The sequence below is a fragment of the Auritidibacter ignavus genome, assembly GCF_029853775.1.
GTDB classification, from domain to species: Bacteria; Actinomycetota; Actinomycetes; order Actinomycetales; family Micrococcaceae; genus Auritidibacter; species Auritidibacter ignavus.
In genome coordinates, this window is the sequence record NZ_CP122564.1 from 1,550,136 (window position 1) to 1,577,013 (window position 26,878).

The 26,878-nt window shown below is 60.9% G+C and carries 23 protein-coding genes and 1 riboswitch; of the genes, 14 read left to right on the top strand and 9 right to left on the bottom strand.

All coding sequences use genetic code 11. The features are described 5' to 3' along the window. The first annotated feature begins 74 nt into the window (after positions 1-74). From hisD to QDX22_RS07140, 9 genes are all read left to right on the top strand, one after another. On the top strand, positions 75-1,442 hold the full coding sequence (gene hisD / locus QDX22_RS07100) for a histidinol dehydrogenase (RefSeq protein WP_279717683.1): 1,368 nt from the start codon (positions 75-77) through the stop codon (positions 1,440-1,442). A 93-nt stretch (positions 1,443-1,535) separates the two neighbouring features. Then, positions 1,536-3,023 carry a sodium/glutamate symporter gene (locus QDX22_RS07105; protein WP_122549266.1) on the top strand — a complete coding sequence of 496 codons (1,488 nt, stop codon included), beginning with the start codon at positions 1,536-1,538 and terminating at the stop codon, positions 3,021-3,023. A 610-nt stretch (positions 3,024-3,633) separates the two neighbouring features. Further along, complete coding sequence (locus QDX22_RS07110; protein ID WP_122549265.1) at positions 3,634-5,079, top strand: flavin-containing monooxygenase; 1,446 nt, start codon at positions 3,634-3,636, stop codon at positions 5,077-5,079. Positions 5,080-5,135: 56 nt separating this feature from the next. Further along, on the top strand, positions 5,136-5,645 hold the full coding sequence (locus tag QDX22_RS07115) for an alpha/beta hydrolase (protein ID WP_279717685.1): 510 nt from the start codon (positions 5,136-5,138) through the stop codon (positions 5,643-5,645). A gap of 5 nt (positions 5,646-5,650) precedes the next feature. Continuing rightward, a complete protein-coding gene (locus tag QDX22_RS07120) occupies positions 5,651-5,923 on the top strand; it encodes an alpha/beta hydrolase (RefSeq protein ID WP_279718184.1) in 273 nt (90 codons plus the stop codon). A gap of 69 nt (positions 5,924-5,992) precedes the next feature. Continuing rightward, a riboswitch (SAM riboswitch) is annotated at positions 5,993-6,113 on the top strand. A gap of 58 nt (positions 6,114-6,171) precedes the next feature. After that, the gene (locus QDX22_RS07125; RefSeq protein ID WP_110098092.1) at positions 6,172-6,720 is read left to right on the top strand and encodes a flavin reductase family protein; all 549 of its coding nucleotides are present in this window, start codon (positions 6,172-6,174) and stop codon (positions 6,718-6,720) included. Beyond that, a complete protein-coding gene (locus QDX22_RS07130; RefSeq protein WP_110098093.1) occupies positions 6,713-7,108 on the top strand; it encodes an RNA-binding S4 domain-containing protein in 396 nt (131 codons plus the stop codon). Before QDX22_RS07125 ends, QDX22_RS07130 begins: the two co-directional genes overlap by 8 nt. 114 nt (positions 7,109-7,222) lie before the next feature. Then, positions 7,223-7,435 carry a cold-shock protein gene (locus QDX22_RS07135; protein WP_122549261.1) on the top strand — a complete coding sequence of 71 codons (213 nt, stop codon included), beginning with the start codon at positions 7,223-7,225 and terminating at the stop codon, positions 7,433-7,435. Positions 7,436-7,492: 57 nt separating this feature from the next. Next, entirely contained in the window at positions 7,493-8,767 is a 1,275-nt protein-coding gene (locus QDX22_RS07140) for a hypothetical protein (protein ID WP_122549260.1), read from the top strand. Between the two features lie 18 nt (positions 8,768-8,785). Here QDX22_RS07140 and QDX22_RS07145 read toward each other — a convergent pair whose 3' ends face one another. The 4 genes from QDX22_RS07145 to QDX22_RS07160 all read right to left on the bottom strand — a co-directional run bounded on the left by QDX22_RS07145 (position 8,786) and on the right by QDX22_RS07160 (position 16,170). Continuing rightward, positions 8,786-10,081, bottom strand: coding sequence for an MFS transporter (locus tag QDX22_RS07145; protein ID WP_122549259.1), 1,296 nt, complete (start codon positions 10,079-10,081; stop codon positions 8,786-8,788). Positions 10,082-10,375: 294 nt separating this feature from the next. Then, positions 10,376-11,584 (bottom strand): M23 family metallopeptidase, encoded by a 1,209-nt coding sequence (locus QDX22_RS07150; RefSeq protein ID WP_279674788.1) that lies wholly within the window; start codon positions 11,582-11,584, stop codon positions 10,376-10,378. A 133-nt stretch (positions 11,585-11,717) separates the two neighbouring features. Next, positions 11,718-15,122 (bottom strand): aldehyde dehydrogenase family protein, encoded by a 3,405-nt coding sequence (locus QDX22_RS07155; protein ID WP_279717686.1) that lies wholly within the window; start codon positions 15,120-15,122, stop codon positions 11,718-11,720. An 82-nt stretch (positions 15,123-15,204) separates the two neighbouring features. Next, positions 15,205-16,170 carry a DMT family transporter gene (locus tag QDX22_RS07160; protein ID WP_110098100.1) on the bottom strand — a complete coding sequence of 322 codons (966 nt, stop codon included), beginning with the start codon at positions 16,168-16,170 and terminating at the stop codon, positions 15,205-15,207. Between the two features lie 297 nt (positions 16,171-16,467). Between QDX22_RS07160 and QDX22_RS07165 the strand changes: the two genes are divergently transcribed. From QDX22_RS07165 to QDX22_RS07175, 3 genes are all read left to right on the top strand, one after another. Further along, the gene (locus tag QDX22_RS07165; RefSeq protein WP_279718185.1) at positions 16,468-17,577 is read left to right on the top strand and encodes an agmatine deiminase family protein; all 1,110 of its coding nucleotides are present in this window, start codon (positions 16,468-16,470) and stop codon (positions 17,575-17,577) included. A gap of 54 nt (positions 17,578-17,631) precedes the next feature. After that, positions 17,632-19,080, top strand: a complete 1,449-nt coding sequence (locus QDX22_RS07170; RefSeq protein ID WP_122549256.1) for an MFS transporter — start codon at positions 17,632-17,634, stop codon at positions 19,078-19,080. A 122-nt stretch (positions 19,081-19,202) separates the two neighbouring features. After that, the gene (locus QDX22_RS07175; protein ID WP_122549255.1) at positions 19,203-20,387 is read left to right on the top strand and encodes a siderophore-interacting protein; all 1,185 of its coding nucleotides are present in this window, start codon (positions 19,203-19,205) and stop codon (positions 20,385-20,387) included. Here the strand turns inward: QDX22_RS07175 and QDX22_RS07180 are convergent. The 4 genes from QDX22_RS07180 to QDX22_RS07195 all read right to left on the bottom strand — a co-directional run bounded on the left by QDX22_RS07180 (position 20,384) and on the right by QDX22_RS07195 (position 23,538). Further along, positions 20,384-21,637 (bottom strand): Nramp family divalent metal transporter, encoded by a 1,254-nt coding sequence (locus tag QDX22_RS07180; protein ID WP_122549254.1) that lies wholly within the window; start codon positions 21,635-21,637, stop codon positions 20,384-20,386. The two genes, QDX22_RS07175 and QDX22_RS07180, sit on opposite strands and share 4 nt — an antisense overlap. Before the next feature lie 93 nt (positions 21,638-21,730). Beyond that, positions 21,731-22,171, bottom strand: coding sequence for an acyl-CoA thioesterase (locus tag QDX22_RS07185; protein ID WP_122549253.1), 441 nt, complete (start codon positions 22,169-22,171; stop codon positions 21,731-21,733). Between the two features lie 57 nt (positions 22,172-22,228). Continuing rightward, positions 22,229-22,666 (bottom strand): pyrimidine dimer DNA glycosylase/endonuclease V, encoded by a 438-nt coding sequence (locus QDX22_RS07190; RefSeq protein ID WP_122549281.1) that lies wholly within the window; start codon positions 22,664-22,666, stop codon positions 22,229-22,231. 176 nt (positions 22,667-22,842) lie between these two features. Beyond that, complete coding sequence (locus tag QDX22_RS07195) at positions 22,843-23,538, bottom strand: helix-turn-helix domain-containing protein (protein ID WP_233242871.1); 696 nt, start codon at positions 23,536-23,538, stop codon at positions 22,843-22,845. 220 nt (positions 23,539-23,758) lie between these two features. Here QDX22_RS07195 and putP point away from each other — a divergent pair, with 220 nt between their 5' ends. Together putP and QDX22_RS07205 are read left to right on the top strand one after the other, a co-directional pair. Continuing rightward, a complete protein-coding gene (gene putP, locus QDX22_RS07200) occupies positions 23,759-25,297 on the top strand; it encodes a sodium/proline symporter PutP (protein WP_122549252.1) in 1,539 nt (512 codons plus the stop codon). 144 nt (positions 25,298-25,441) lie between these two features. Next, on the top strand, positions 25,442-26,194 hold the full coding sequence (locus tag QDX22_RS07205; RefSeq protein WP_110100753.1) for an SDR family NAD(P)-dependent oxidoreductase: 753 nt from the start codon (positions 25,442-25,444) through the stop codon (positions 26,192-26,194). 107 nt (positions 26,195-26,301) lie between these two features. Here QDX22_RS07205 and QDX22_RS07210 read toward each other — a convergent pair whose 3' ends face one another. Next, positions 26,302-26,781, bottom strand: coding sequence for a MaoC/PaaZ C-terminal domain-containing protein (locus QDX22_RS07210; RefSeq protein WP_208392137.1), 480 nt, complete (start codon positions 26,779-26,781; stop codon positions 26,302-26,304). Positions 26,782-26,878 lie beyond the last annotated feature (97 nt).

The window sequence follows — 26,878 nt, forward strand, 5'->3', positions numbered from 1 at the left end:
TGCCATGCGGGTCTGAACTCAGGCTGAAAAGACCAAGGGGTTTCGTCACTCGAGAACGACGTAGACTAGCCAGTATGCTCAACATCACTGACCTGCGAGGCCGTCCCTTTGCTCCGGATCGTGATTTGCCCCGGGCAGAGGTCGATGTCACCGCCGCCGTGGAGAAAATTACCCCGATTCTGGCCGATGTGCGCCAACGTGGGGTCGTTGCGGTCTTAGCGGCTGGCGAGCGTTTCGACGGGGTGCGCCCCGACCAGCTACGAGTTCCCGCCAGCGTGCTTGCCCAGGCGCTGATCGACTTGGACCCCTCGGTGCGGGTAGCACTGGAAGAATCCATTCGGCGGGCTCGTATGGTCCACCAGTCCCAGCGTGTCGAAGACACCGTGGTGCAACTGGCCGATGGCGCTCACGTGGAGAACCACTGGGTCCCCATCCAGCGCGTGGGTCTGTACGTGCCCGGCGGGCGGGCTGTTTATCCCTCCTCGGTGGTGATGAACGTGGTCCCGGCCCAAGCGGCCGGAGTCGAGTCTCTGGCGGTGGCCACGCCCCCGCAACGAGAGTTCAACGGCCAGCCACATCCGGTGACCTTGGCCGCCTGTGCCCTGTTGGGCGTCGATGAGGTCTACGCTGCCGGTGGTGCTCAAGCCATTGCCATGTTTGCCTACGGCGTCCGAGAGGCTGAGCGTGCGGAGGACAATACCGCAGAAACCGGTCCGGCCGAGTCTGGGTGGGTGTGCCCGCCGGTGGATCTGATCACGGGACCCGGAAACGTGTACGTCGCCGCTGCCAAGCGCGCCGTGATGGGAACCGTGGGCATTGACGCCGAGGCCGGTCCCTCCGAGATTGCCGTCATTGCCGATGAGACGGCCAACCCCGCCTGGGTTGCCGCCGATCTGATCAGCCAGTCCGAACATGACCCGATGGCTGCCTCAGTGCTGATCACCCATGCTGAGTCGCTGGCCCAGGAGGTCAATGCTCAGATCAATCAGCAGGTCCCCGGTTTGCCGTTGGAAGACCAAATCCGGGAGGCGTTAACCGGCCCGCAGTCGGGAATCTTAGTCGTTGAGGACCTGCCGGCTGCCATCACCGTGGCCAATGCTTATGCCACCGAGCACCTGGAGATTCATACTGCCGACCCTGAAGGGGTCGCCGAGCAGATTACCTCTGCCGGAGCAGTGTTTATCGGCGGGTACTCCCCGGTCCCGTTGGGAGACTATTCGGCCGGATCGAATCACGTGCTGCCCACCTCCGGCACGGCCCGACACTCCTCAGGGCTGAACACACTGAGCTTCATGCGCTTACAGCAACGCATCCGGTACTCAGCATCCGGGCTGTCTGCAGTCACCCCCGGGATTGTGGCCCTGGCAGAATCGGAAGGCCTTCGCGCTCACGCCGAAGCTGTCTTAGCGCGCCAGGCCGCCCCAGACGCTCATCACAACTAACCCCAGACACCGGCCTCTGCCGGCCCAGAATCTCAGGCGCTGAGCCCGAGCTGACCAGTGACTTTATCGCGGTCTGAATGTTACGATCGCCTCATGACTGCAGAATCCGTGGGCTTTGCCATCGTGCTCCTGGCAGCCTTGTTGCTCTTGGGTAAATACCTTCGCGTGAAGGTCGGGCTCTTTCAGCGACTTTTCCTCCCCAGCGCCATTATCGCCGGCTTCCTCGGTCTGTTGATCGGTCCCGAAGTCCTGGGACGCCTGGGCGAGGCCCTGAACTGGTCTTGGTTGGAAAATGGTGGCCTGTTTACCGACGGAGCCTTTGAGGTGTGGGGCGAACTACCCGGACTGCTGATCTCCGTTGTTTTCGCAACCCTTTTCCTAGGCGAGACCATCCCCTCCCCCAAACGTGCCGCCAAATTAGTCGGACCTCAACTGTCAATTGGTCTGGCCTACGGTTCTGGACAATACGTCGTCGGCATCCTGCTGGGGGTACTCGTGTTGGCCCCATTATTCGGTGTCGACCCCATTTTCGGTGCCCTCATCGAGGTCTCCTTTGAAGGTGGTCACGGCACGGCGGCCGGTATGCAACCGGCCTTCGAAGATATGGGCATCCCCGAAGCAACCGACCTCGCCTTAGCCATGGCGACCGTGGGTCTGGTGACAGGCATCATCATCGGTATTGCCGTGGTCAACTGGGGTGTGCGCACCGGTCGAACCCGGGTGATTAAGCAGGTCTCTGAGCAGTCTGCCTCCGAGCTGCGCGGTCTCTACAGCGATACCGATCACGTCCGTACCGGCGTGATGACCTCTCGCCCCAGTTCCATCGAGCCGCTCACCCTCCACGTAGCGATCGTGGGTTTGGCCATCATTATCGGCTGGGTATTGCTGGAAGGCCTCGTGTGGGTCGAAGACCAGCTATGGGGCCAGCCCGACTCTGTCTGGCCCGGAGCTGACGGCGAAGGTCTCACTCTGCTGGGCTATGTCCCCCTGTTCCCTCTGGCGATGATCGGTGGCGTCATCATCCAGTTCGTGCTCGATCGCACCGGTAAGAGTTACCTGGTGGATCAAGAAACCATGAAACGCATTCAGGGTCTCGCCCTGGACATTTTGATCGTGGCCGCTCTGGCCACCATCTCGCTCGAGGTCATCGCGGATTACTGGCAGACCTTCTTAATTCTTTCTCTGGCCGGCGTATTGTTCGGCACGTTCATGTTGCTGTTCTTCACCCCGCGGATTATCCCCTCCTTTTGGCTCGAACGCGGTATCGCGGACTTCGGTCAGTCTATGGGTGTCACCGCCACCGGTCTGGTGCTGTTGCGGGTGGCCGACCCCGAGGACAAGTCTCCGGCCATGGAGGCCTTCGGCTATAAGCAGCTCTTCTTCGAGCCCTTCTTCGGTGGCGGTCTGGTCACCGCACTGTCCATCCCGGTCATCTTCGCGACCGGCAACCCCTATTGGATTTTGGTCCCAATGGCGATCCTATTCATCGTCTCCATCACCGCGGGCATGATCTACAACCGTGGGGTCAAGAAGGGCAGATGGACCGACCCCTCCGAACAGGCCGCCAGCGAAGGCGTCTAGTCGCGTCCCGGTTCACTCGCTGTCCGCCTTGCCGTGCCCCCGACACGCTCACACAGCGTCAGCGACCATGGCGAAGTCAGCGGACTGTGCACATCTCACCATTGGCTGACTATCGGTTGTCCATAAAATTGCAAGTTTGACCTGATCTGGATAAGCTCGTGGTGCGCCGATCAAGGCCAAACGCACTGTGTGACAGGGGACGATCATAGACAACGAGGCAGCAATGAGCAGGACGAGCTGTGGTGCTGTTCTAGCTGTCAGTGGCCCCCATCACCCCACGACACATTCCCCTTGCCTGTCCCTTCGGCCCCGCATAACCGGAAAAACCCCGCGCCCTGCTGACCAGCTCATCTGGATCGAGCCGGTCAGCGTCTCTGCGTGTGCCCGCTGTCTTGTTCCTAGTCTTTCTGATCGGCCACCCGCTGTCGGCGGGCCGACCAGCAACGTTATTCCTCCCCAGCACGGTACTGCCAGACGATGCCAGGGAATCTCTGGGCTTCGACGGCTCTTCCCCATGCTGGACTCTCCCTAGCGTGGGGAGCAACGATGAGTCAACGCCAACGCACGCATCACTGCACAGCTAACGAGACGAGAAGAAGAGGGACATCACATGTATGACGCAGTCATTATTGGAGCCGGTTTCGGGGGACTCGGACAGGCAGCGACGTTGAAGCATCACGGGATCGACAATTTCGTCATTCTGGAACGGGCCGATGACGTCGGGGGCGTATGGAGGGATAACACCTACCCGGGAGTCGCCTGCGATACCCAATCTGTTATTTACTGCTTCAGCTACGACCTCCACCTCGAAGCGTCTTCGATGTATGCTCCCGGGCACGAGCTACACGCCTATCTCAAGAATTTCACGACGAAGTTTGGCATCCTGCCACACCTGCGTACTCACGCTGACGTCACTCAGGCGCGCTGGGATTCCGCAACGCGCACCTGGACCGTCTCGCTGAGAAACGGCGAGTCTCTACAGACTCGAGCAGTGATCTCGGCATGTGGCCAACTGGGGTCCCCGTATACGCCAAACTTTCCTGGCCTCGATACCTTCGAGGGCGAGCAGTTTCATGCCTCGCGTTGGCGCCACGACATCGATCTCGCGGGAAAACGGGTCGCTTCAATTGGTGCCGCGGCCACGGCTATCCAGTACGTGCCAGAGATTGCACCCGAGGTTGCCCACCTTGATGTCTTCCAGCGCTCGGCCAATTACATTCTTCCGCGAGAAGAACAGCTCTTTGACACCCAAACACGTGAAGCAATGCACACGGATCCGGAGGTCTTTCGCGACGTCCGGGAGTTTATCTATAACGATCGCGAAACCGGTTTCTACCGGACCCTGGAGGGAACCGCTGCTTCCGAAGAAGGCAAACGGCAGGCGCTGGGATTCCTCGAACGCGAAATCACCGACCCTGAGCTACTCGAGAAGTTGACTCCGGATTTCCCCTACGGGTGTAAGCGCACGCTCCGTAGCGACGCGTTCTACCCGACGCTACGTCGATATAACGTGGACCTGGTGACCGAAGAGATTCGAGAGGTGACCCCGCAAGGAATCATCACTGCGGACGGAGAGCTGCACGAGCTCGATGTCATCATCTTTGCCACCGGTTTCCAGCGTCAGAAGTTCATCGATGATATTGACATCATCGGAACTGATGGCGTCGATCTCGCTCAGCGGTGGGGCATCAGCCCGGAAGCTTATTATGGCATCACAGTTGATGGCTACCCGAACCTCTTCCTCGTCTACGGACCGAACACAAATCTGAACCACAACTCGGTGGTGTCGATGCTGGAAATTCAGCACGACTACATCGCTGATTTCATTAAACGGATCTCCTCCGGTTCGATGCATGCTGTCGAGGTTGATGCCGATGCGCTAGCTCGCGTGAACGAAAAGATCCAGAAAGAGCTCGAGGCTTCGTCCTATTCCGCTGATTGTTCCTCCTGGTTCAAGAACTCCGAAGGGCGCGTCACGAACAATTGGAGTAGCACCGTCGAAGACTACCGGGTTGCCCTCAAGACTCCGCACTTCCAGGACTACACGGTGGTATAGCTATGGCTCACCACGACCGCTACAAAGCACGCTAGGTTTCATCCGAGGCTCGCAAGGTGCTGGGCCCGTTCCGGGAAGGCCGAGCTCAACCCTTTCACTTGCTCGCTATTCCTGAACTTCGTGAGACCTACGAAAAAAACTGTGCGGCCGTCGGTTTTGACCAAGTTCCCGTTGCATCGGTCGACGAATTCCAGGTCAACGGCATCACGGCCCGATACTACGAACCCCGCACCGATGCCTCGGCAGCGAGTCCGGTAGCGCTCTTCGCACACGGCGGGGGCTGGGTCATGGGTAGCCTCGACACCCACGACGGCTTGCGCCGGCAACTGGCGGTCCGGACCGGTTACCCTGTCATCGCGGTGGATTACCGTCGGGCACCAGAGCACAAATTCCCGGCCGCGTTCAACGATGTGGTGACCGTCTGTGAGTGGGTCCGAGAGGCTGGAGCACTACCTTTTGACCCCGTGGCATCTTCACCGAAGGCCTCCCCCTCGTCGATGACACAATGGACTAGTTTGTCTCCCTCTACATCAGCGACCCCGACATCACATCTCATCCACGGCTGAGCCCCCTGCACGCAGAGATTGGGCCCCACTGTTGCCCGGCAGTTATCGTTTCGACTGACTTGGACCCTCTCGTCGCCGATGGCGTCACCTACGCTCACTCTCTGGTCCAGGCTGGGGTCGATGTGCAATTCCGGCACCTACACGGGGTCCCCCACGGGATCTTCACCTCCGGGAGCAAATATCCCGTGGCTGATGAGGTGCTGGACGACGCTTGCCTGTTTATCCAGCGGGTGACGCACCCGCTGGAGTGCCAGGAACCGAACCCTGACCACGCATGACATCACGTGACCTATCGAATTGACCCCACAGGCTTCAATGCCTAAGCTAAAGATCATTGAGACAACGTGAATCACGAGTTTCCATCGTTGACAGCCCTGGCTGATGGAACGGCAACCCTCTTCGCGAGTAGTGGGGTGCTCCAGGTGACGATTCGGTCCTGTGGATACCCCACAGTGGCAAGTACCGCGTCCGAGTTTAGCTCATCTTCGGGGAATTCGGGGCGCACACAAAACACAGAGAGTTTGTGATGACCGCGACCAGCTTTGACGTATTTTCGGAGTTACGTGCCGACCTCACTCAGGACATCTCACCTCACAATTTGCGTCACGCCCTGGAACAGTACCCCACCGGCGTCGTGGCGTTAGCCGGATACGCTCAAGGGGTTAAAGAAGGTTTGGTGGCCACCTCCTTCACCGTCGGTGTCTCCGTGGAACCGCCTCTGGTGTCTTTTGCCATTCAGAACCACTCCCGCACCTGGCCCCGGATGCGGGAAGCCGATCACATCGGTGTCTCCATCATGGGGTCACGCCAATCTCACATCTGCGCCCAGCTGGCTTCACGCAGTAAGGACCGGTTTGCCGGATTGGACTTGCGCTATTCCGAACGCGGTTCTATTTTTCTTCAGGGAGCCGCCCAGTGGTTGGACACCTCCGTCTACGCCGAATTGCCAGCTGGCGACCACCACATTGTCCTTCTCGAAGTCCACGGTCTGGCCTCCAGCACCGAGCAAACCTCACCGTTGGTGCGACACCGCCGAGCTTTCCGAGATCTGAAGACTGCCGAAGGCAATGAGTAACTCCACTGCCACTGGTCATCCCTCAGCGGTGCGCATCGACGTCTGGCTCTGGTCGGTGCGGATGTATAAAACTCGTTCGGCAGCCACCGCAGCATGCAAAGGCGGGCACGTGAAAATTGACGGTGAATCCGTCAAACCCTCCCAAAAAGTCCACGTCGGCGATACCGTGAGCTTCCGTCAACCCGGTCGCGAACGCATTCTCGAAGTCACCGGTTTGCTCTCCCGACGCGTTGGGGCCCCGGTGGCCGTCCAACACTATGTTGACCACTCTCCAGAACCCATACCGCGACACTTACTTGCCGTACCCTATCGCGAACGCGGAACCGGGCGACCGACCAAGAAAGAACGTCGCCAACTAGATAAGTTACGTGGCTATTCCTCCCGCTAATCACACCAATACTGGCTCACATTCTGGCTAGAATAGTCCCTGAATTGACGTCGTGCAGATCCGTGACGTCTGGAGACAACGCTGTGGCACGCAGCAGGGAGTGAGTACTCGGCCATGCCTCAAGGCACTGTTCGTTGGTTCAACGCCGAAAAGGGCTTTGGTTTTATTACGTCCGACCAAAACGATGACGTGTTCGTACACTATAAATTTATTGACCATGAAGGATTCAAGAAACTTCTTGAAGGTCAACGCGTAGAATTTGATCTTGAGCCCTCCGACCGAGGGCTTCAAGCACGACAAGTCCGCGCACTATCCGGAATGCCATAAGAACTTAGCCAGCAGACCTACCGGGTCACACCGATTTGAGAGCCCCAAGGAGTGAGAATGCGCACGGTGAAATCGTCGTGGCGTCTCGTTGCGCTCACGCCACTCTGCCTCGCCTCCCTCGTTGCTCCCCTCACGCTCACGACGCTTCCAGCCACCTCTGCGCCCACCGAGACACCCGGTGCGACACAGCAACCCAGCACCCCCAGTGGCGAGCCCCGTCTGCAGCCCGGGACCGGCTCGCCGACCACCGAGCTGGTCGATGACTCTGCCTCACCGACAGAGCAGTCTTCACCTAATGAGCCGTCCTCTCCCACGAGCGAGCCGAGCAGTCACGAGACCACCGAATCACCCCCAGCTGATCCCGACGACGAGATCACCTGTCGGTCGACCTCGACCACTAAGGCCCCGGTCACGATTACCTTCACCGGGCTAGCTGAGGGTGACGAGATCAGCCACGCTCCACCCGCTATCACCGGGACGGTACAGATCACTGACTCCCGTGTGGTCTACTGGCCCAAAGGCAGTGACCTCCGCCAGGAAGAGCTCAATCTGCAGGTCACCCGCGACGACGAGGTTATCACCACGTGTTCGGTCACCGTGGGCCCCTTCGCTCCGTCCGACAGTCAATCGCCAAGTGCTACGTCGCCTCCCTCCCCCGGCCAGGACCCTTCCCCCACTTCCAGTCCCGGACCAGGAACCAGGCCGGGTGATTCTGGAGGACAGCAACCTGATGCTCCTCCTAACACCCCGAGACCGGGCCAACCCGACCAACCGGAAGAACCCGCGCAACCGGAACAGCCACCACAACCTGGAGAACCGCACCAACCGGGTCAACCCCAGCAACCCGGCGGGCCCCCTCAGCCCGGCGCCGAGCAACCAGACGGCTCCGGTGGGGCCCGCGACACGGGTGGCGGTGAGCCCGACATCAAGCAAACTCCGAGCCCCGAGGACGTCCCGGAGGGGAGGGGTTATGTCGCCTCCGGACCCACCGGAGTCATCCACGATGCCTTTGGCCTCGGATCGGATCAGGGCGCAGCCTTACGACGCCCGCCACAGGGCGCCTATGTCGAGCCCTCTGAGCAACGTTCGACAGCGCCGGCGATGTCCTGGGACGAGATTGAGAACTCCGTCGAAGAACGTGAACAAAAGCAATTGAACGAACAGGCTGAGCAGAGCGAAGAAACAGTCCCGCTGACCCGTCAGAACTCACAGACCTGGGTCTGGATCGTACTGACCCTGGGGCTACTGGTCGTGGCCTCAACGGTGGTCTACTTCGTGATAGCCTCCCGCCACCGCGACCACGGTCCCGGCAATGAAACCCAGGCTACGTAACAGCCTGGAGCGCACTCGTTAGTTATCGCGGTCGCGTTCATCGGGATCTGGTCCCCATCGTCTCAATCCCAGTCGTTCGGTAGCGGAGACCAGCAAGAGCGCACTGGCGCACCAGATCCCACCGGCCGGACCCCAGGGAGTCGCCACCAGCCCGGCCACCAGCGGGATGAGGACTTGTCCAACACGGTTACCCACCAGCCGCAGGGCCAGGGCCGGCGAGCGCCAGTTGAGCGGTACCGCCTGGGAGATCTGGGTCATGGTCAACGGTTGGCCCAAGCCCAAGAAGACCCCGCCGATACTGATCAGCACGCCCGCGGCTACAATGCCTACCGCAGAATCGTTCAGCACCACCGGCACTAAGGCTACGGCGATCCCGGAGATCCCCACTGCGCCAATCAGCACCGTATTGCGGTAGACGTGACGGGTGACGATGGGCAGGAACACTCGGGAGATCACCGAGGCCAGCCCGCGAGCCGACAACAGCGCCCCGATAACCAGCGGCGAGACGCCAAGGCTTTCGCCGACCAGTGGCATAAACGCCACGAGAATGTCGATCATCGCCAGCATGGCCAGGGCGGCGAACATGTTCGAGGCGATGCCTGGGACCCGAAGAATCCGTAGCGCCGTGGGTTTGGTGCCTGAGATGGGCAAGCTCCCAGTCTGGGTGCGCTGGTCGCCCTCGTTGCGGGATCTGGCTACGGAGTCCTGGTCGGACGAGGAACCACGTAGGCCGAACAGTAGGGGCACGGCCCCGAAGCATAGCAGGGAACCGACCCACAGAGCGGTGGTGATCTCGGAGGCTTCAGCCCGAGATCCCAGGATGAGCCCCGACAGGAACGGCCCGAGCATTTGCCCGGCCGAGAAGGCGGCGGTAAACAGTCCGAACCCTAAATCCATGACGGTGGCCGAGGATCGGCGCGAGACCACTGATTGGCCGGCGAGGGTGAACATCAGGTGGCCCACCCCCAGCAATATTGAGCCGGCGAAGACCCCGATCAGCTCGGTGGCTGATCCCAGCACGGCCCCGCCGGCGCCCAGCAGCACCGTGCCACAGATCATGATCCAACGGATATCGCCGATAACGCTGGTGGCTCGGCCCAGTGGCATGGCGAGCACGAGGGGCAAGATGGCGTAGACGGCGGTGGTGGCCCCGATCTCGGTTTCACCGTATCCGAAAGAGAGCAGCTGATAGCTGGTCACCGGACGCAACAGTTGCACCCCGGTCTGGGTGAGCACCGCCGCAACGACCAACACCCACAACCAACCGGGAGCGGAGCGTGGCCGGTCAGCGGGGCGGGGGACGGAACGGGGCATGGTGTTTAGTCTAGGACGAAGACTCACAAGGCTCACCCTGTCCGGTGGTGGTGGGGTGAGCGATCATTTGGGTGGGCCTACCAGGACCGTGACGATCAGCGGTATCCACCAGCCGAGTGCGGCGGTTGCTACCACCAGAGCTCGTTCGGAGCCGAGGAAGATCAGCCTCATCTGGGCACAGCCGGACCAGCGGTGAGCCAGCTGTCCTAGATTCCAGCGCCCAGAGCGTAGAGATCCCGTCGTTGCAAAGTGGTGTGAGTTCAAACGCAACCGGGAGGATCGCCCCGTGGTCTTTTAGTCGTTCGATGTGCCGGGGACCGAGGTCGCTGCGGCAGCCTTCGTTTCCGTCGGTTGCGTGGGCGTGGGGCGCTCGGCGGGCGGGGTGGTGGGCCGGGATGTCGGGGTCGACCGGGAGGGCCGGGGAGACGGGGCCGAGGACGAACGACTCGGGGTGCTCTGTGGTCGGCTCGGCGATTGCGAGCGCGAGGGGGCCTGCGTCCGAGACGGTGCCTGTGAACGCGAGGATCCGCGCGAGGGTGCCGAGGACCGAGACGGTGCAGAAGAGCGAGACTCCCGGGGGGTCGAACTCGGTGCGGCGCTCGGTGACGGTGAAGCGGATTCCGATGGGGAGGCGGACTCGCTGGGTTCCTCCGACGGGGAGGCGGACTCAGTGGGTTCGTCCACCTCGTAGAGTCGGCGCAGTTCTTCTTCGGTCATCGCCCGTGGCTGGTTTGGCACGGCCGGCAGGTAGTCGGCCGGATCGACCCAGCGACCGTTGACGATGACTTCGAAGTGCACGTGGGGGCCGGTCGAGTTTCCGGTGGACCCGGCGGCTGCGATCAGCTCGCCGCGGGAGACCCGATCGCCGACGCGCACGGCCAGCTGGGAGTTGTGCGAGTAGGCGGTGGCCACACCGTGACCGTGGTCGATTTCCACGCGCATCCCGCCGGTGGGGTGCCAGCCGGCGAAGCGCACCGTACCGTCCGCCGAGGCCCGTACCGGGGTGCCAGACGGCACCGGGTAGTCCTGGCCGATGTGGAATTGGAAGCCGGGGCCGGTGGGGTTCTTCCGCATGCCGAACGGTGAGGAGATGCGGGTGGAGGCCACCGGATGAGAGAGTTTGATATCGCCGGGTAAGGATTTGATGCCACCGGCTCCGGCCTGCTGGATATTGATGCCGGCAGCGCTGAGGGTGGCTTCATCGTAGGCCGGTCCGCCCAGTGGAGATAGCCCCAGTCGCATGGAGGCCAGAGTGGCCCCCATCTCGACCGAAACGTGGGTGGAGGCCAGTGGCAGAGCCGTATCGATCGTTGAGACGGTGCGTTGAGCATCGCCGTCGGCTTTGGCCGAGGTGGCCGGGGGATCGGCGATTACGCTGTAGCTGATCGCCACCGCTGAGGCGAGGGTTGCGGCCACCACCGCTACCGGCCGCGTCCAACGGTTCGTCGCTGCTACCCGTTGTTGACGACGGGCTTCTGCCCGTGTTGTTGGCGCATTTTCCACGACGGCGACCTCGCTGTTGCAATATTCAAAGGTGTGAGTAACCGGTGATGCCTAGCTCAACATACGAGGGTTAGCGTATGAATAACGTGAGGTGTCTTGCCGGTAACGTTGCTCCGTTGCGGTGCGGGTCGCCTCAGTTCTCCCGCACTTCACGACTGCTCAGAGACGATTTTTCGTGCACAAATGGCATCATTTCCAGCCGGGATGCACTCACGACAGGACGGTGCACCAGCGTCACCGGGGCTTCGGCACCGCGGGCGTGCAGGATTGCGCTGGCAAGCTGGTTACCGTGGGCTTGGGCCTCGGGGGTGGAGTGATCGGTAATCAGGCGAATCCGGGGTTCGGCAGTGATTTCGGGAATCAAACGTCCGCTGGCGGTGGCCCGTTCGGGTGCGGGCTGTTTTTGGAGGCTACGCCGGAAGCTACTGGCGTCTTCGCACCGGTAGGTCACGGTGGAATCCAGGTCCAACAGCTGGCGCAACTGCTCGGGTAGGTCGTGGGGCACTGAGACGGTCATGGTGGCACCGATCGCTAACCCTGCAGCGACCACGCGGAGCAGGTGTTGCAGCGGTCCGGTTTCCCAGCGGATGGTCACCGGTGTGGGTTCGGCCCAGGCTTCGACGATGATCCTGTGCTGTCGTGGGAGCCCGGCCGGGGAGGCTACCTGGTGGGTGCCCAGCAGTGTTTTTAGCTCGCGGGCATCCGAGCGGGCTGCTTCACTGACCCAGTCGCTAGCCACACCATCGGCTTCGGCCGCGGCCAAGAGGCGTTGCACCGCAGTGGGTAGACCTGCCAGTGCGCTAACCAAAGCGGAGGGTTGAGATTGTGGGGTGGTGCGGGCAGCGTCACGCCACGTCATGAACTGGTTGAGCCAGGAGCGGGCGCCCAGGGCCCCCAACATCCCGGAGGCGGAGTGCTTCACCCCAGTCAGCCCGAGGATTCCAGGGCGGATGCGGTTGATGGGCGCGTTGTAGAAGTGGATGGGAGCATGAATCTTCTCCCGAAAAACCCGTTGAGAGTGCTCATCGGCGGTGTGGATGCCAGCACTGAGACCGTAGGGAGTCATGTTGATGATCTCGATAGCGTCTTCCACAGTGTCGGCCTCCATAATTGACAGTACCGGACCACGGTATTCGCTGATGTGGGCATCCGAGCCCACCCGCACTCCGGCTCGCAGTCCCGGCGAGTAGAGCCGACCGGTGCTGTCCTGCTCGGCTGGGGCCAGCCACCAGGATTCTCCGGGCCCTAATTCGCGCAATCCGCGGTTGAGGGGTGTGGCCGGTGGTTCCACGAGTCGCCCGAGGTGAACCCGCGGATCAGTAGGGTATCCGATTTCGAGGGATTCGGTGGCATCGACCAGCTGGTTTTTGAATCGTGCGGAGCCGGTCATGGAACCAACCAGCACCACGAGCGAACACGACGCTGGAGTCTGTCCGGCGGTGGTGAAGGCCGAGGTGACCACATCGGCCACCGCCTGGTCAATATCGGCGGTGGGGGTAATGATCATGGCGTTTTTCGATGAGAACCCGGAGATCAAGGGCATATCGGGTTTCATGATCCGCAATCGGTGGGCTGCGGTATCGGGCCCGAAGTGCACGACCGTGGCCCACCGCGGGTCGGTACAGAGCACTCGACCCAAAAAGTCCTCGTCGCCGGCCCGGACCACCGCGAAATCGACGAGACGCTCGGCCAGGGTGCGCTGTAGGATGTCCACGCTCACCGCGGTGGTGCGAGCCGTGAGCGGGTCGGGCGAGATGACACAGCCTCCGCCGGTGAGATAGATTGCCGTCACCACGCCGAAGACTTCGACCAGCGGATGGGATCGGCCACTGAGAAGCAAGGTCGGGGTGGCCGCAACAGGGCGGGCACCGCGTAGCGCGGGTAACTGTTGGGCAACGGTCTGGTTCCACCGGACCGCATCGATGGCGTCACCGTATTCTTCCACCGCGTCGGTCAGGGTTCGTCCGGTTTCCGAACATAGCACCTCCAGCAATTGATCGCGCTGGGTATCCATGGTCGCGATGAGCTCATCGACAACAGCCACTCGCTCCGAGAGATGGGAGAGGACATCCGGTTCGGGGTGCTGATCTTGCTGATCTGGTCGCTGTGCTGCAACAGCCCGATCCACGACGGCACGCACATCATCTGGCGTATTCAGCGTGTGTGCCGTTACCGATGGTGTCCCGAGCTGAGAGTCGGGCAGGCAGGCAAGGATCTGTCGTCCGGCGCGTAACTGCTGCAGAGAATCCTGATGGGGGTACACCGGCCGGGTCTGGAATCCGAAATAGGGCCCGTTCAAGGGCTGTTGGTCCAGGCCCGCAGCCACGTCACCGTGCAGGAGGCGGTGGTACAGGGCCCGGATAATCAGCCGGGTATCGGTCTGCCACACCAGCAGACCATAGCGCCGTACCCGGTGGTGTTCGGCCTGTAAGTGCTCGACTAGTTCAGCGGGTACACCTCGCATCAGCTCGGTAGTCACCGATCCACCGGGGTGCAGGCGTGCTTCGAGGTCGTAGAGTTCAGCCAGCCGGTGCAGTTGCTGGGTATCCCAGGGGTTGACCACCCGGATCCGCAGATCTGCCCGCTCCATGATCTCAGGGGTCATGACGTGCTGAATCCAAGCCGACCAGAGGACATATGACTGCTGGGCGCCGCTCAGCGCGCGGTGGTCGGCGGTGTTGAGCCGGATGACTGCCCGGTGGCCGGTGGCGGTATAGACCCGCTGGAGAACCGTGGCGAAGCGCTGATGTAGCTCGGTCAGCTGTGTCGAGCTGGTGGTATCAAAGGGCGTGGGCAGATCGAGGCCGAGCACTAGTCCGCGCAGCTCTTGGCGTTCGCACAGGTTCAGCACCAGGTGCTCGAGCACCGTGAGCTGGCAGTCGTACTGGATCTTGAGGAAGACCGCCCGCGGTTCCCAGGTGTCGTCGGGGTGCTCTGAGGCCTCGGCCCGGTTCGTGCTGGCCAGTAACTCCAGCAATGGACCCAGCACCGTTTCCAGGTCGCGGATGGTTTCTTTGAACGCCCAGTGCGGGGCCGGAGCTAAGACCTCGGCCAACGGGACGGTAACCGAGCCCCACGCCGGTCGGTCCAGCAGCACCCGCAGACGTTCCACGCGTTTGGCAGCCTGCGACCGGCCGAGCACGCTAGCTTCCATAATCTGCAGGTCGGCACCGGGGGTCGGCTCGGTCTGCGGGGTATCAATGACAGCATCCAGTCCTTCGGCCATCACGTTGATGATCTGGTTGCGAGCATAGCCGGGTGCGCGCCGGGCAAAGCGGGCGGCTGTTTTCAGTGCCGCCTCGACGTTTTCGGGCCACCCCTGGCGTGGGCGAGACCTCAGTTCGGTGATGGCGTCGACGGTTTCACCCGGGTCATCGGGGCGGATCACACGATGGAGGAGTTCGCTAAAAACCTCGCGGTCGGTATCGGTGGCTAAGGTTTGCAGAATCGTCGGCAGGGGCTGTTGGGTGGTTTGCGCCAGGGACTGAGCCCAGGCCTGGACCGACTCGTCCGTGATGGGATCCTGTGATGGGCTCACCTGTGCACCGTCCCTTTCTCACCGTGTGTCTTGTTTCATTCTCAACAACTCCTCGGCAAACCTCAAGATCGCTCGGTACGGCTCAGCCGACGAATTCGATGACCGCGACACCGCTGAGCATCACCACTAAGGTCAACAGTTGTGCGGGCACGAAAGGCTTCTTGGCCGCGTGGAAGAGACCGAAGGAGTCGATGATCAGTGAGCCGATCAACATGCCGGTTTGCAAGAGAATCATCGTAGCCCCAGCACCGAGTAGCGGCACCAGCACCGCGGTGGTGTAGATATAGATGGCCCCAATCAGACCTCCGATCCAGATCCACCAGGGGTTGCCCTTGCCGGTGGGGTCGGTGAGTTGCAGTCGCGGGCGCAAAATGATCAGCAAGATCAACAACCCGACGAATCCGACGGTGAAAGAAATCAGCGCAGATTTCACCGGCGACCCCAGCACCTCACCCAAGGTGCCGTTGACCGCGGCCTGAAAAGCGTAGAGCAACCCGATGCCCAGACCGGCCAACAATAGCAACACCTGTCTGGTGCTCTGACCGGCCATCGGATCGTCATCGGCCATCCGTTGCAGGTTGCGTTGCAACCTCAGACTAGCCCGGTTGCCCAGATATACCGTGGCGATGGCGCCAACCAGTACCAGAACCATTCCCACCACGCGCAGCGGGGTCAGCCGGTGGTGGGGTGCGTTAAAGAGTTGAAAGTGATCAACGAGCGCGGCGGTGAGAATCTGACCCACCAACAGCGAAACCGTGGTGAGCATCGCCCCGAGGTGCGGGATCAACAACACGATAGACGTCATGCCCACCATGCCGAAGGCACCGCCCAGCCAGATCCACCACGGATGTTGAGTTGCTACCCCGACGAGATCGAATCCGATACCGCCATCAGCAATCAATGCCAGGATCGCGAGCCCGGCTGTCCCGACGCCAAAGGAGATCGTCGACATCACCCATGGCGATTGGACCGCAACGCGCAACCTGGCGTTGATGGCGGCCTGTGCTGGCATAATGCATCCCACGAGCAGACCCAGCAGTATTGTCATTATTCCTCTCTTCTATTGTGACTTCTCTGGTGTTTTCTGTTGTGTGTTGTGTGCCTTATCTCTGGTGCGCGCTGTGAGGTCGAATGATCAGCAACGATTGAGCGTTGCACACTCACCAGGTGTACACGCAGTGAAAGTAGCCCGAGATGACATAGATTAGCTAGTCTAGAACGGCCGGGTGTCGTGAGATTAGCCCCGAGGTCACGAGATGTGAATCAGCCTCGGCACGGGTGTGAATAAAACCCCGTATGATGGTGGACATCGGGCCATTTTTCGACGGCGACAAGGTGGGTGATGATGCAGTCCGCGCAGCGTACAAGCGCGTGGGAACTTGTTCCTGAATCAGATCCGGTTGAACGCGTCTGGATGGCTTTCCCACCCTTGAACTCCCTGAATGCCACCACCAGCTGGCAGTTGTCGTCATCTCGTCGGCTCTGGTCCCGGGTCGCTGAGACAATTCACCGCACCGTTCCGGTGGCAATGTTGGTGGATCCCGCCGACGGGGAGACCGTTGATACGTATCTGCTGCATGAGATTCCTCGCCTGCACGTGCCACTAAATAACGCACTTTTGGGTCGAACCGGCCCCAGTTTTGTCGTCTCCGATCCCCCCACTCCGCGCCGGTCCGGACGTCCCGGACGCAAACGCGTCACCATGATTGACTGGACCTTCAACGGCTTCGGTCGCGCCCCCGGGGTGGAATACCGGCTCGATGATATTGCTCCGGGCACTATGGCCGAAAAACTTGGACGCAGCGGGAAGAACTTCCCCCGTCAGCTGTCGCTAATGGTCGCCGAAGGTGGTTCCTGGGTCAGTGATGGCGCAGGAACCGCCATCGCCTCCGAACAACTGCTCACCGACCAGCGACGTAACCCCGGTTGGAATCACGACACCGTAGAACGCGAATTGCACCGGCTGGCCGGGATCAACAAAGTCATGTGGATCCCGCAGGGCCTCACCCGCGGTTCTGGCCGGGGGCGTACCGGCGGACATATTGACCACCTGGTGAACTTCATTGAGCCCGGCACCGTGGTGTTGCACCAGCAAAACGACCCCTCCCATCCCGACCACCGCATCAGTGCAGAGACCGAGGCCCTGCTCTCCCAACAAACTGATGCCTCCGGCCGTCGGCTCTCGATCATCCCCATCTCGGCTCCACAGACCCATTCGGACGCCCTGGGGCCGGTGAACTGGTCCTACTTGGATTTCCGGGTGCTCAACGAGCTCTTGCTGGTTCCGCGTTTCATCGACCCTGCCGACCACGAAGCCTTCGAGATCCTCGGTGAGCTGTTCCCCGAGCGGGCGCTGACCCCGATCATGGCCCAAGAGCTCTTCGACCGACGGGCCAGCCTGCGTGCCATCACCCTCCCCCAGCCTCGGCCCGGCATCGCCCAGACCGTGCGCTAACCGTCGAGCCCCGTCCCCGGAATCCTGAGCAATACCGTGTCCTCAGCACCCTCAATGACGACCACCCAGAAACAACTTCTGGCGGTGGTGATGGTGCCAATGTTTATGTCTCTGCTGGCGGTCTCCAGCATCAACGTTGTCCTCCCCTCCCTGTCGACCACCCTGGATGCCACCACCTCCCAGATTCAGTGGGTACTCTCCGGCTACACGCTGGCCTTTGGTATCACCCTGGTCGCCGGCGGACGGGCCGGAGACATCTACGGACGGGGCAAACTCTTCGTCGCCGGAGTCTCCCTGTTCGGCGTCGGCTCTCTGCTCTCGGCCCTAGCACCGACCGGGCTGGTGCTAGACGCCGCCCGCGTGCTCACCGGAATCGGCTCCGGTCTGCTCAACCCCCAAACCATGGGCTTTATTCAGCAATACTTCCGTGGCCAACAACGCGCCCGAGCTTTTGCGATCTCCGGCAGTCTGATCTCGGTCTCGGTGGCCATTGGCCCGGTCCTGGGCGGCACCCTGATCAGCCTGGCCGGACCCGAATGGGGCTGGCGCTGGACCTTCCTCGTCAATGTCCCTATCGCCATCTTTGCCGTGATCTTTGCCCGCTGGTGGTTTCCCGCCTCGGCCTGGCAGCGGCCCGGCAGCACCGCAGATGTCGCCCCACGCGCCCACCCCGACCTTGACCCGGTCGGGATGATCACCCTGGCAGTTGCGGTGTTGTTGATCATGTTGGCCTTCATCGAACTCACCGAAGGCTGGTGGGTGGTGCTGATCCTCGTCGCCGGTCTGCTGGCCTTCATCGGTTGGCTGGGTTGGGAACACCATTACCGTCGGGCCGGCCATGACCCGATGGTCAACCTCGACCTGTTTCGCATCCGTGGCTATCGCAACGGCGTGTTGCTGATCGGACTGTACTTCACCGGCTCCACCTCGATCTTCGTCAGCGTGGCGATGTACCTGCAGGCCGGGATGGATTTCTCCGCGCTGGCTGCCTCACTGATCGGTCTGCCGTCGGCACTGATCGGCGCCTTCTCGGCACAGCTGGGTGGCAAACTCGTGTTGAACGTCGGCCGCAAACTGGTCGCGATCGGGATGGGGATTGTCATGGTCTCGATGGCACTCACTGCCGGTGTGGTCGCCGGTCACCTGGTCTGGGGCCTGAGCCCGTGGTGGATGATGCTGGCGCTGACCATCAGCGGGATGGGACAAGGCCTGGTGGTCTCCCCCAATCAAACCCTGACCCTGATGGATGTGCCGGTCCAGAATTCTGGGGCGGCGGCCGGGGTGATGCAGACCGGCCAACGCATTGGCACCGCGATGGGTACTGCGCTGATCACCACCATCTTGTTTGAGCTCTCCTCAGCAGCCAACTGGGACGTGGCTTTTATGACCGCCCTGGCAGTGATTGTCTTCTGCATGGCCGGCGCCAGTATGGTCGCCCTGCTCGATCATCGCCGGGCACTGCAGGAAAGAGCCCCGGCCGACGACAGCCCCTCACCCCGGTAGCACGCCGAGCTGACAGGCGGTCTCGCTCACATTTTTTGGAGTCTGTCCACCGCACGACGTAGCCTAAAAATGCTGAACCGCTGGGGCATGCGTGCATGCCGTGATTGTCCTCGGAGATCGCTGTGAGCTCGAAGAAGAAAGACCTGAAGAAAAAACTCAAGGCTGCCGAACGCGAGCTGAAACAACAGAAGAAAGCCACCAAAGAATCCCAGCGCGAGCTGAAAGACCAGCTCGCACACGCTGAGGAGACCTCACAGCAGTTGGCACAGCGTCCCCGTGCACAGGCCAAGGTCAAGATCCCACAACGCCACCACCAGATGCGCGCTGAATCTATCACCCCGATCTCGGCGACCCTCATCTCCGTGGTGCTGACCCCAGCAACCGACAACATCCGGCCGGTCAGTGAAGATCTCGTCGAAGAGTACGTGCGCGTTCTCATCCCACCCCATGACGTGGACGGAAGCGTCAAGACCCCCAGCACGGTGCGGGAAACCGACAAGGGCGTCTTGCCGTTCTGGGATGAGGCCAAGCCGGCCTCCCGCAAGTACAGTGTGCGACGGTTTTGGCCCGAGACCGGCGCGATCGAGCTCTACGTCACCCGCCACCAACGTGGGCCGGGTACCGAATGGGCCGAGGACCTCCAGCCCGGCGACACCGTGTGGATTCAGGGTGTGAAGTCCGGGCTGAAGATCTCCAACGACTACGACTTCTACCTGATGATCACCGATGACTCCGGGCTGGGCTCTACCTTGCGCTGGATCGATTTGCTCCCGCCCAACGCCCAGGGCGCGCTGTTTGTGCTCACCAGTGGCCCGGATGCAGTGTTCGAACTGGATTTGCCGACCGGTTTCTCCATCACCTGGGCCTACCCGACACACCCGGACGAGGCGCTAGAAGCACCCGAAAATAATAAGGCGCTCAACGAGCTGGTCGATAAGGTCACTTCGCTACCCCGCCCGCAGGGCTACGTGTTCGGCTGGTTGGTCGGTGAATCCTCACTGGTGCGACCGTTGCGGGAGTTCATCCGCTCCGGCTGGGAGCTGTCCAAGGCCGACAGCTACGTGCACGGATACTGGAAGGCCAAGGGCGAACCGCCTTACCGGCTGGTCGCCGACTACTCCAGGCTGTCCAAGGCGGAGCTCTATGTCTACGCCCAACAGCGTGACCTGCCGCAACGCTCAGCACTGAATAAGGCACAGCTGATCGAGGCGTTGCGGGCAGATCAACGCGGTCAGGATCCGACTGAGGTTCAGCAGGCCGATCCGTCGGATGCTGCCGTGGACGACCACGCGGTCAGTGGCAACTAGCCAATAAACAGATCCGCCAGCTGGAAGATCGCCAATCCGGTGACCACCAGCAAGGTAACAAAGCCCAGGATGTTGGCGGCCACACCATTACGGTGAGTGCCCAATGCGCGGGCCTTATTCATGGTGTAAAGCAAGAAACCGGCAATAATCGGCAAGATCAGCCCATTGGCAGCTTGGGCCACAACAATCACCGTCACCGGATTAACCCCGGTGACTGCAATGATGATGCCGATCACGACCACGCCCAGCGCGATCAGCCGGAAGGGCCAGGAGCTCATGTCGGCTTTCCAGCCGACAATCCCGCAAATCGCGTAGGCAGCACCCAGTGGCCCGGCCAGCGCGGAGGTCAAACCGGCAGCGAAGAGCCCAATGGCAAATACCCAGTGGGCAGCCGGTCCGAGGAGGGGCTCAAGCTGGGTGGCCATATCGGCAGCTGATTGGGCGCTGACACCGTGCACGAACAGCGTTCCGGCCGAGGTGGCCAGCACGGCCAAGGTGATCAAACCACCAATCGAGATCGACACGGCGTTATCAACTTTGGCTTCTTTCAGCGACTGCTCACGGTCGGGTTCATGACCCCACTTTTCCTGGACCAGTGAGGAGTGGAGGAAGACGTTATAAGGCACCACAGTGGTACCGATCAACGCAATAGCGGTCAGCGCGGATCCGGCCGGCAAACTGGGTGCGAAAACGCCCGACAGGAAGGCCCCAAAGTCTGGGCGCACCACGATCACGGTGAGGAAAAAGACCAGTGCCATGATGATCACCAGCACGGTCATCACCCGCTCGACGATCTTGTAGCTACCGGTCAGCAACAACAGGAGCAAGATGCCACCGACAATGGCCGCCAAGACCGGCATCGGGAGCGGAATCAGCTGGTCGATGGCCAGAGCAGTACCGGTGGTGTCCCCTCCGGCGTAGCTCGCCCCACCCACACCGATCGCCGCCACGACCAACACGATCATGAAGGTCTTGCTCAGCGGATGGGTAAAGGTCTCGCGCATGATTTCGGCAAGACCTTTATTGGTCATCACGCCCAAGCGGGCCGACATTTCCTGCAAGATGACGGTCGCCAGGATGGAGAACACCACGGCCCAGGCTAAGGCGAACCCGAAATCTGCACCGGCGACGGTGGCAGTAGTGACAGTACCCGGGCCGATAAAGGAGGCACTGATCAACAGACCGGGACCAAACCAACTTCGGCGACGAGGTTTCTTTTCTGGCGACGGTGCGCTCTGCTCGTTGTGCATCAGGCCCTACCTTCCGCAGGTATAAATTATTGAGACCTGCGTAACTCTAGACAGTGATGCACCTCACGCACAAGTTGGCGAGCTCACACGAGGTTATCGGGTAGGGATACGGTCGTGATCGTCGGCGATCTCGGTATAGCCATGCGGAGCGGGCCGGCCGTCTTCTCCCAATGCCACGAACACCATCTGGTCGACCGACAGAATCAAGGTGCGGGTCTCGATATTCCGAACTTCGGCAGACAGGCTCATCGAGGTGCGCCCAAACCCGGTGACATTCAGCCCCAGCTCAATGAGGTCACCCTGCACGGCCGAGGAGATGAAGTTGATGTCGGAGATCAATTTGGTCACCACACGTTTATTGCCCATCTGCGAAATCGCGTAGATCGCGGCTTCCTCGTCGATCCAACGCACCAGGGCGCCACCGAAGAGGGTGCCGTGGGCATTGAGATCTTCTGGCTTAACCCATTTCCGGGTGTGGAAGTCGAATCCTGAGCCGGTGACAGCGGAATCGGATGTGTTGGGATCGTGGGTCATATCCCCAGTCTAGAAGCCGACCCGGAGACCTAACGGGGTGGTACCCTGCGAGGTTTTTCACATCTTTTCCCAGTCAGCGACCTCACCGAGAACGACGCGAAACACCGGGTGGACTTCGGCAGACTCGGTTTGCCAGCGTCGGTAGTCGGCGGACGAACGCGCGGCAAGTTTAGCTCCTAAATGGTTCCACTCGTAGTCCACCTGCCCGTCGCTGACAGTGATCGGGGCCACCGTGGACCAATCGGAGACTGGGCGCTGGATCAACTCTGGGTTGAAGCGATATCCGCGGTCGGTGGCCTGGTCGTGTACTCCGGTGAGGTAGGCCCCGATCGCTACCAATGGGGACTGTTGTTCCCAAAAGCGCACCAACTGTGGATGGTTGCGGTAGCCGACTGTTCCGCCGGCAAGCACCTTCTGCGCCAGCAATGCTTCGCGCCAACACGCGACAAGACCCTTGGCATCGAGATGTTGCGGGTGTAGTGACCACAACCTCACGGACCTCTCCTTCATCCCATGATCGTCTTTCTCCTGCACCATCGTCTTTCTCCTGCACCGACCCCACACCCGACGACGCAGGCCTCAGGAACTACACCAGGACACCGCAGAAGTGGGGATCCACGCGCTCTAACTCCTCGCCTGTTACTCAGCTTCCCTCCAAACCCGACGGAGAACTACTGCTCTTCCGTAGCAGAGCCTTCCTCGGGCTCAAAGCTGTGCAGGACTTTTTCATCGGAGACGAAAACCGACAGGAACCTGACCGGTGCCTGCAGAATCTTCGTCGCCCCATGGATTCCTTCACCATCGAAGGTGATGCTGTCGCCGACCTGCATGTGGTAGGTGGTTTCTTGGTGCTGGTACTCCATCTCTCCTTCGAGTACATAGACGAACTCGGTTCCGGCGTGCTGGAACAGCGGAACGGTCTCCGAGTCCTCAGTCAGCGTGACCAGCAGTGGCTCGAGGTTGCTGTGGTGACCGGTTAATTTTCCCAGCAAGTGGTAGAGATGGCCCAAGTGGGAGCCGCGGCGAATGGTTTCTTGTCCGCCTCCATTTTTGACAAAGACTGCCTGGGTTTCATAGTCAGCACCCCGAAACAAGCTGGTCACGGGAACTTCCAGCCCCTGAGCCAGCGCATCCACCGTAGCCAAGGAGGCCGAGGTCTGCGCGTTCTCGATTTTCGACAGCATTTGACGTGAGATACCAACCCGCCCAGCCAGTTCCGCCAATGTGAGACGACGGGCTTTACGCATTTGTCGCGTTGATTCGGCGATCGCCTGCTCCAGCGTCTTTGGTCCACGAGCATCGGGTCGGTTATCCGGACTCTGGGTCGGTTTTAACATCTCCGGGGACAGGTCGGATTCGAAACTCACTCAAGCCCTCTATCTTCATCCTGTGATGATTACAGTGGCCTTCACCACCATGGCATGGTTTTCATCTTAGCGGTTCGCAGCAAGACCAGGGGGGAACAGTTCTCGAGCGTAGTAGCCACAGCCACCCACCACCCCTATACTTAACCGGGTGCTCGGGGCGGGGTTGACTCGCCCCGAGTTGTCCATTAACGACCATCACTTACCTCTTGGATCTTTATCAATGAACGACCAATTTTTCATTTACCTTGCTATAGGCATCTACTTCTTAGTGCTGATCGGCATCGGAGTTGCGGCCTATCTGCGGACCAGCGACCACGAAGGCTACATGCTGGCCAACCGGGGGCTACCCGGCTGGGTGGCTGCGCTGTCGGCCGGTGCCTCCGATATGTCGGGCTGGCTGATCATGGGTTTGCCCGGCGCCATTTACGTTGCCGGACTCATTGAGGCCTGGACCGCAATCGGTCTGACCATCGGCGCATTCGTCAACTGGCTTATTGTTGCTCCACGTTTGCGCGCCTACTCTCAGGTTTCCCGCAACTCCATCACGCTACCGAGCTTCTTCGAAAACCGCACCCGCGACTCCTCCCGCGTGCTTCGAATTGTCTCCTCGGTCATCGTGCTGGTCTTCTTCACGCTCTACGTCTCCTCGGGAATGGTCGCTGGCGGTGTCTTCTTCGAATCGTCCTTCGAGGCTGACTACCTGACCGGTATGCTCATCGTCGCCGCCGTTACGTTGCTCTACACGCTCTTCGGTGGCTTCCTCGGTGCCTCGTTGACCGACGTGGTCCAGGGCCTGATGATGTTTATCGCGCTCATCATTGTCCCGATCTTTGCAGTGATCTCCGTGGGCGGCTGGGGCGAAGCCGTCTCACTGATCAACACGCTGGAGCCCAACCACCTGAGCTTCAGCGGCGGTGGACTGACCACTGCCTCCATCATCGTGATTGCCTCCGGTATTGGCTGGGGCCTGGGCTATTTCGGACAGCCACACATTGTGGTGCGCTTCATGGCACTGCGTGCACCCTCGGATGCTAAGCAGGCCCGTCGTGTGGGGCTGGCCTGGCAGGCCATCTCCATGGCCGGAACCGTTTTCGCCGGGCTCATCGGTGTGGCCTGGGTACACCAAAACAATGTTGATTTGGCCGATCCCGAGACCATCGTGCTGCTGATGTCCCAGGCACTGCTGCACCCGCTGTTCGCCGGTTTCGTGTTGGCCGCCGTGCTGGCTGCGATTATGTCGACCTTCTCCTCACAGCTGATCGTGTGCTCGTCGGCTCTGATCGAGGACATTTACAAGGTGGTCCGCAAGGATCCACCCAGCGACCGCAGACTGGTACTGATGGGCCGTGGCGCGGTGCTGTTGGTGGCCATCATTGCTGGCCTGCTGGCGCTGAATCCCAACGGTACGATTCTGGAACTGGTGGGCTTCGCATGGGCTGGCTTCGGAGCTGCCTTTGGCCCGCTCGTGTTGCTCAGCCTCTACTACCGGAAGCTAACCAACTGGGGCGCCCTGTCGGGTATGGTCGTCGGCGCGGTTGTCGTGTTCGTCTGGGCGGAACTGACCGGTGGCATCTTCGACCTCTACGAGATCGTACCGGGCTTCATTCTGTCGCTACTGGTGGCCCTGATTGTCTCAGCAGTAACCTACAAGCCCAACCCCGAGGTGGAGCAGGAATTTGAGCGCGCGGCCTACTTGGCCAAGAACCGGAAGGCCTTCGATGAGCTGATGGCCTCCGAGAAAGTCACGGCCAACGCCTAACGCGATTCATCGCCTCGTTGCTCCGGCCCGGTTTTTGCAAATTCGCAGAAAACCGGGCCGGGTGTTTTAACCGCGTCAGGATTAGTGTTGATGTCTAACACACTAATAACACCACGCCCCTGCTGGGCAGAAGGAGTTTGAACCATGAATTTCACAGGTGAGGTCGCACTCGTCACCGGTGGTGGCGCCGGAATCGGTGAAGCCATCAGTAAGACCCTGGCCAAGCACGGTCTGAAGATCGTGGTTTCCGATATCAACCTCGAGAACGCAGAAAAAGTAGCCAACGAGATCATCGAAGCCGGCGGTGAAGCCAAGGCTGTTGAAGCCAACGCTGCTGTCCCGGAAGATGCGAAGGCTTCGGTCCAGGCTGCGGTAGATGCCTTCGGTGGACTGAATTACGCGGTGAATAACGCCGGTATCAGTGGCGAGCCGGTCCCGGTCGCTGACGTGGAGCTCGATGACTGGAAGAAGGTCATCGACGTCAACCTCAACGGTGTCTTCTACGGCATGAAGTACCAGATCCCTGAGTTGCTCAAGAATCCCGCTGCGTCCGGAATCGTCAACCTGGCCTCCATTCTGGGGTCGGTCGGATTCCCCCACGCAGCCGCTTATGTCACCGCCAAGCACGGCGTGGTCGGTTTGACCAAGACCGCCGCTGCGGAATACGGCGAGCAGGGCTTGCGCATCAACGCCCTAGGTCCCGGCTACATCCTGACCGCTTTGATCGAGAAGCACCTCGACGACGAGACTCAGCAGTCGTTGGCCGATAAGCACTTGCTAGGCCGGCTGGGTCGCGCCCAGGAAGTTGCCGATGTAGCCGCCTTCCTGCTCAGCGACGAAGCAAGCTTCATCCACGGTAGCTACCACCTCGTCGATGGCGGTTACACCGCCGTCTAATCGTCTCGACACCACCAGCGCACACGCGTGGCCCGGCCCGAACGACCTGTTCGGCCGGGCCACCTGCATATCTGCATCTGGTGTTGTGAACCGTAAGCGAACAGTCACTAGCGCAACGTCGGGTTCTTCCACAGCACGGCTTTGAGTCGCGAGATATAACGAGTTTCACCGTGTTGATTCGTGGTCGTATTCTTCACCCAGCCGGAGGCTCGCGGGGACTCAGGGCCGGGGTCCCGCAGTGATTCCACCACACACTCTGCACGCAGGATGTCTCCCGGCAGTGTTGCAGAGGGCCAGGCTATTTCGCCTTGTCCCCCGATCACACCGGTGGCAACAGGAAAAGAGTCGATCACCAGGCGCATGCTCATCGCAGCGGTATGCCACCCGGAGGCCACCAGCGTGCCGAAAAGGCTTGCTGTGGCCGCATCGGCATCGGTATGAAACGGTTGCGGGTCGAATCGCTGTGCGAAGGCAATGATTTCTTCCACAGTCACCTCGTGGGTGCCGGTCGTGAAGGTGTAGCCCTCGTAGAGGTCCTCAAACCATAATCCGTTTTCGTTCACCACCGGTGGCATCTGAGCAGGCATCCGCAATTCCTTCCAAGAGTGCTCTCTATCACAATAGTTGTTCCCCCACTGTACGGAGACCCGGGCTCTCGGGGAAGCTATCGTCGCCCAGAGGCGC

Coding starts and splice junctions, on each gene's coding strand:
- hisD (WP_279717683.1), top strand. CDS start 75: ATGCTCAACATCACTGACCTGCGAGGCCGTCCCTTTGCTCCGGATCGT.
- QDX22_RS07105 (WP_122549266.1), top strand. CDS start 1,536: ATGACTGCAGAATCCGTGGGCTTTGCCATCGTGCTCCTGGCAGCCTTG.
- QDX22_RS07125 (WP_110098092.1), top strand. CDS start 6,172: ATGACCGCGACCAGCTTTGACGTATTTTCGGAGTTACGTGCCGACCTC.
- QDX22_RS07205 (WP_110100753.1), top strand. CDS start 25,442: ATGAATTTCACAGGTGAGGTCGCACTCGTCACCGGTGGTGGCGCCGGA.
- QDX22_RS07130 (WP_110098093.1), top strand. CDS start 6,713: ATGAGTAACTCCACTGCCACTGGTCATCCCTCAGCGGTGCGCATCGAC.
- QDX22_RS07165 (WP_279718185.1), top strand. CDS start 16,468: ATGCAGTCCGCGCAGCGTACAAGCGCGTGGGAACTTGTTCCTGAATCA.
- QDX22_RS07160 (WP_110098100.1), bottom strand. CDS start 16,170: ATGACAATACTGCTGGGTCTGCTCGTGGGATGCATTATGCCAGCACAG.
- QDX22_RS07140 (WP_122549260.1), top strand. CDS start 7,493: ATGCGCACGGTGAAATCGTCGTGGCGTCTCGTTGCGCTCACGCCACTC.
- QDX22_RS07185 (WP_122549253.1), bottom strand. CDS start 22,171: ATGACCCACGATCCCAACACATCCGATTCCGCTGTCACCGGCTCAGGA.
- QDX22_RS07145 (WP_122549259.1), bottom strand. CDS start 10,081: ATGCCCCGTTCCGTCCCCCGCCCCGCTGACCGGCCACGCTCCGCTCCC.
- QDX22_RS07210 (WP_208392137.1), bottom strand. CDS start 26,781: ATGCCTGCTCAGATGCCACCGGTGGTGAACGAAAACGGATTATGGTTT.
- QDX22_RS07135 (WP_122549261.1), top strand. CDS start 7,223: ATGCCTCAAGGCACTGTTCGTTGGTTCAACGCCGAAAAGGGCTTTGGT.
- QDX22_RS07170 (WP_122549256.1), top strand. CDS start 17,632: ATGACGACCACCCAGAAACAACTTCTGGCGGTGGTGATGGTGCCAATG.
- QDX22_RS07110 (WP_122549265.1), top strand. CDS start 3,634: ATGTATGACGCAGTCATTATTGGAGCCGGTTTCGGGGGACTCGGACAG.
- QDX22_RS07180 (WP_122549254.1), bottom strand. CDS start 21,637: ATGCACAACGAGCAGAGCGCACCGTCGCCAGAAAAGAAACCTCGTCGC.
- putP (WP_122549252.1), top strand. CDS start 23,759: ATGAACGACCAATTTTTCATTTACCTTGCTATAGGCATCTACTTCTTA.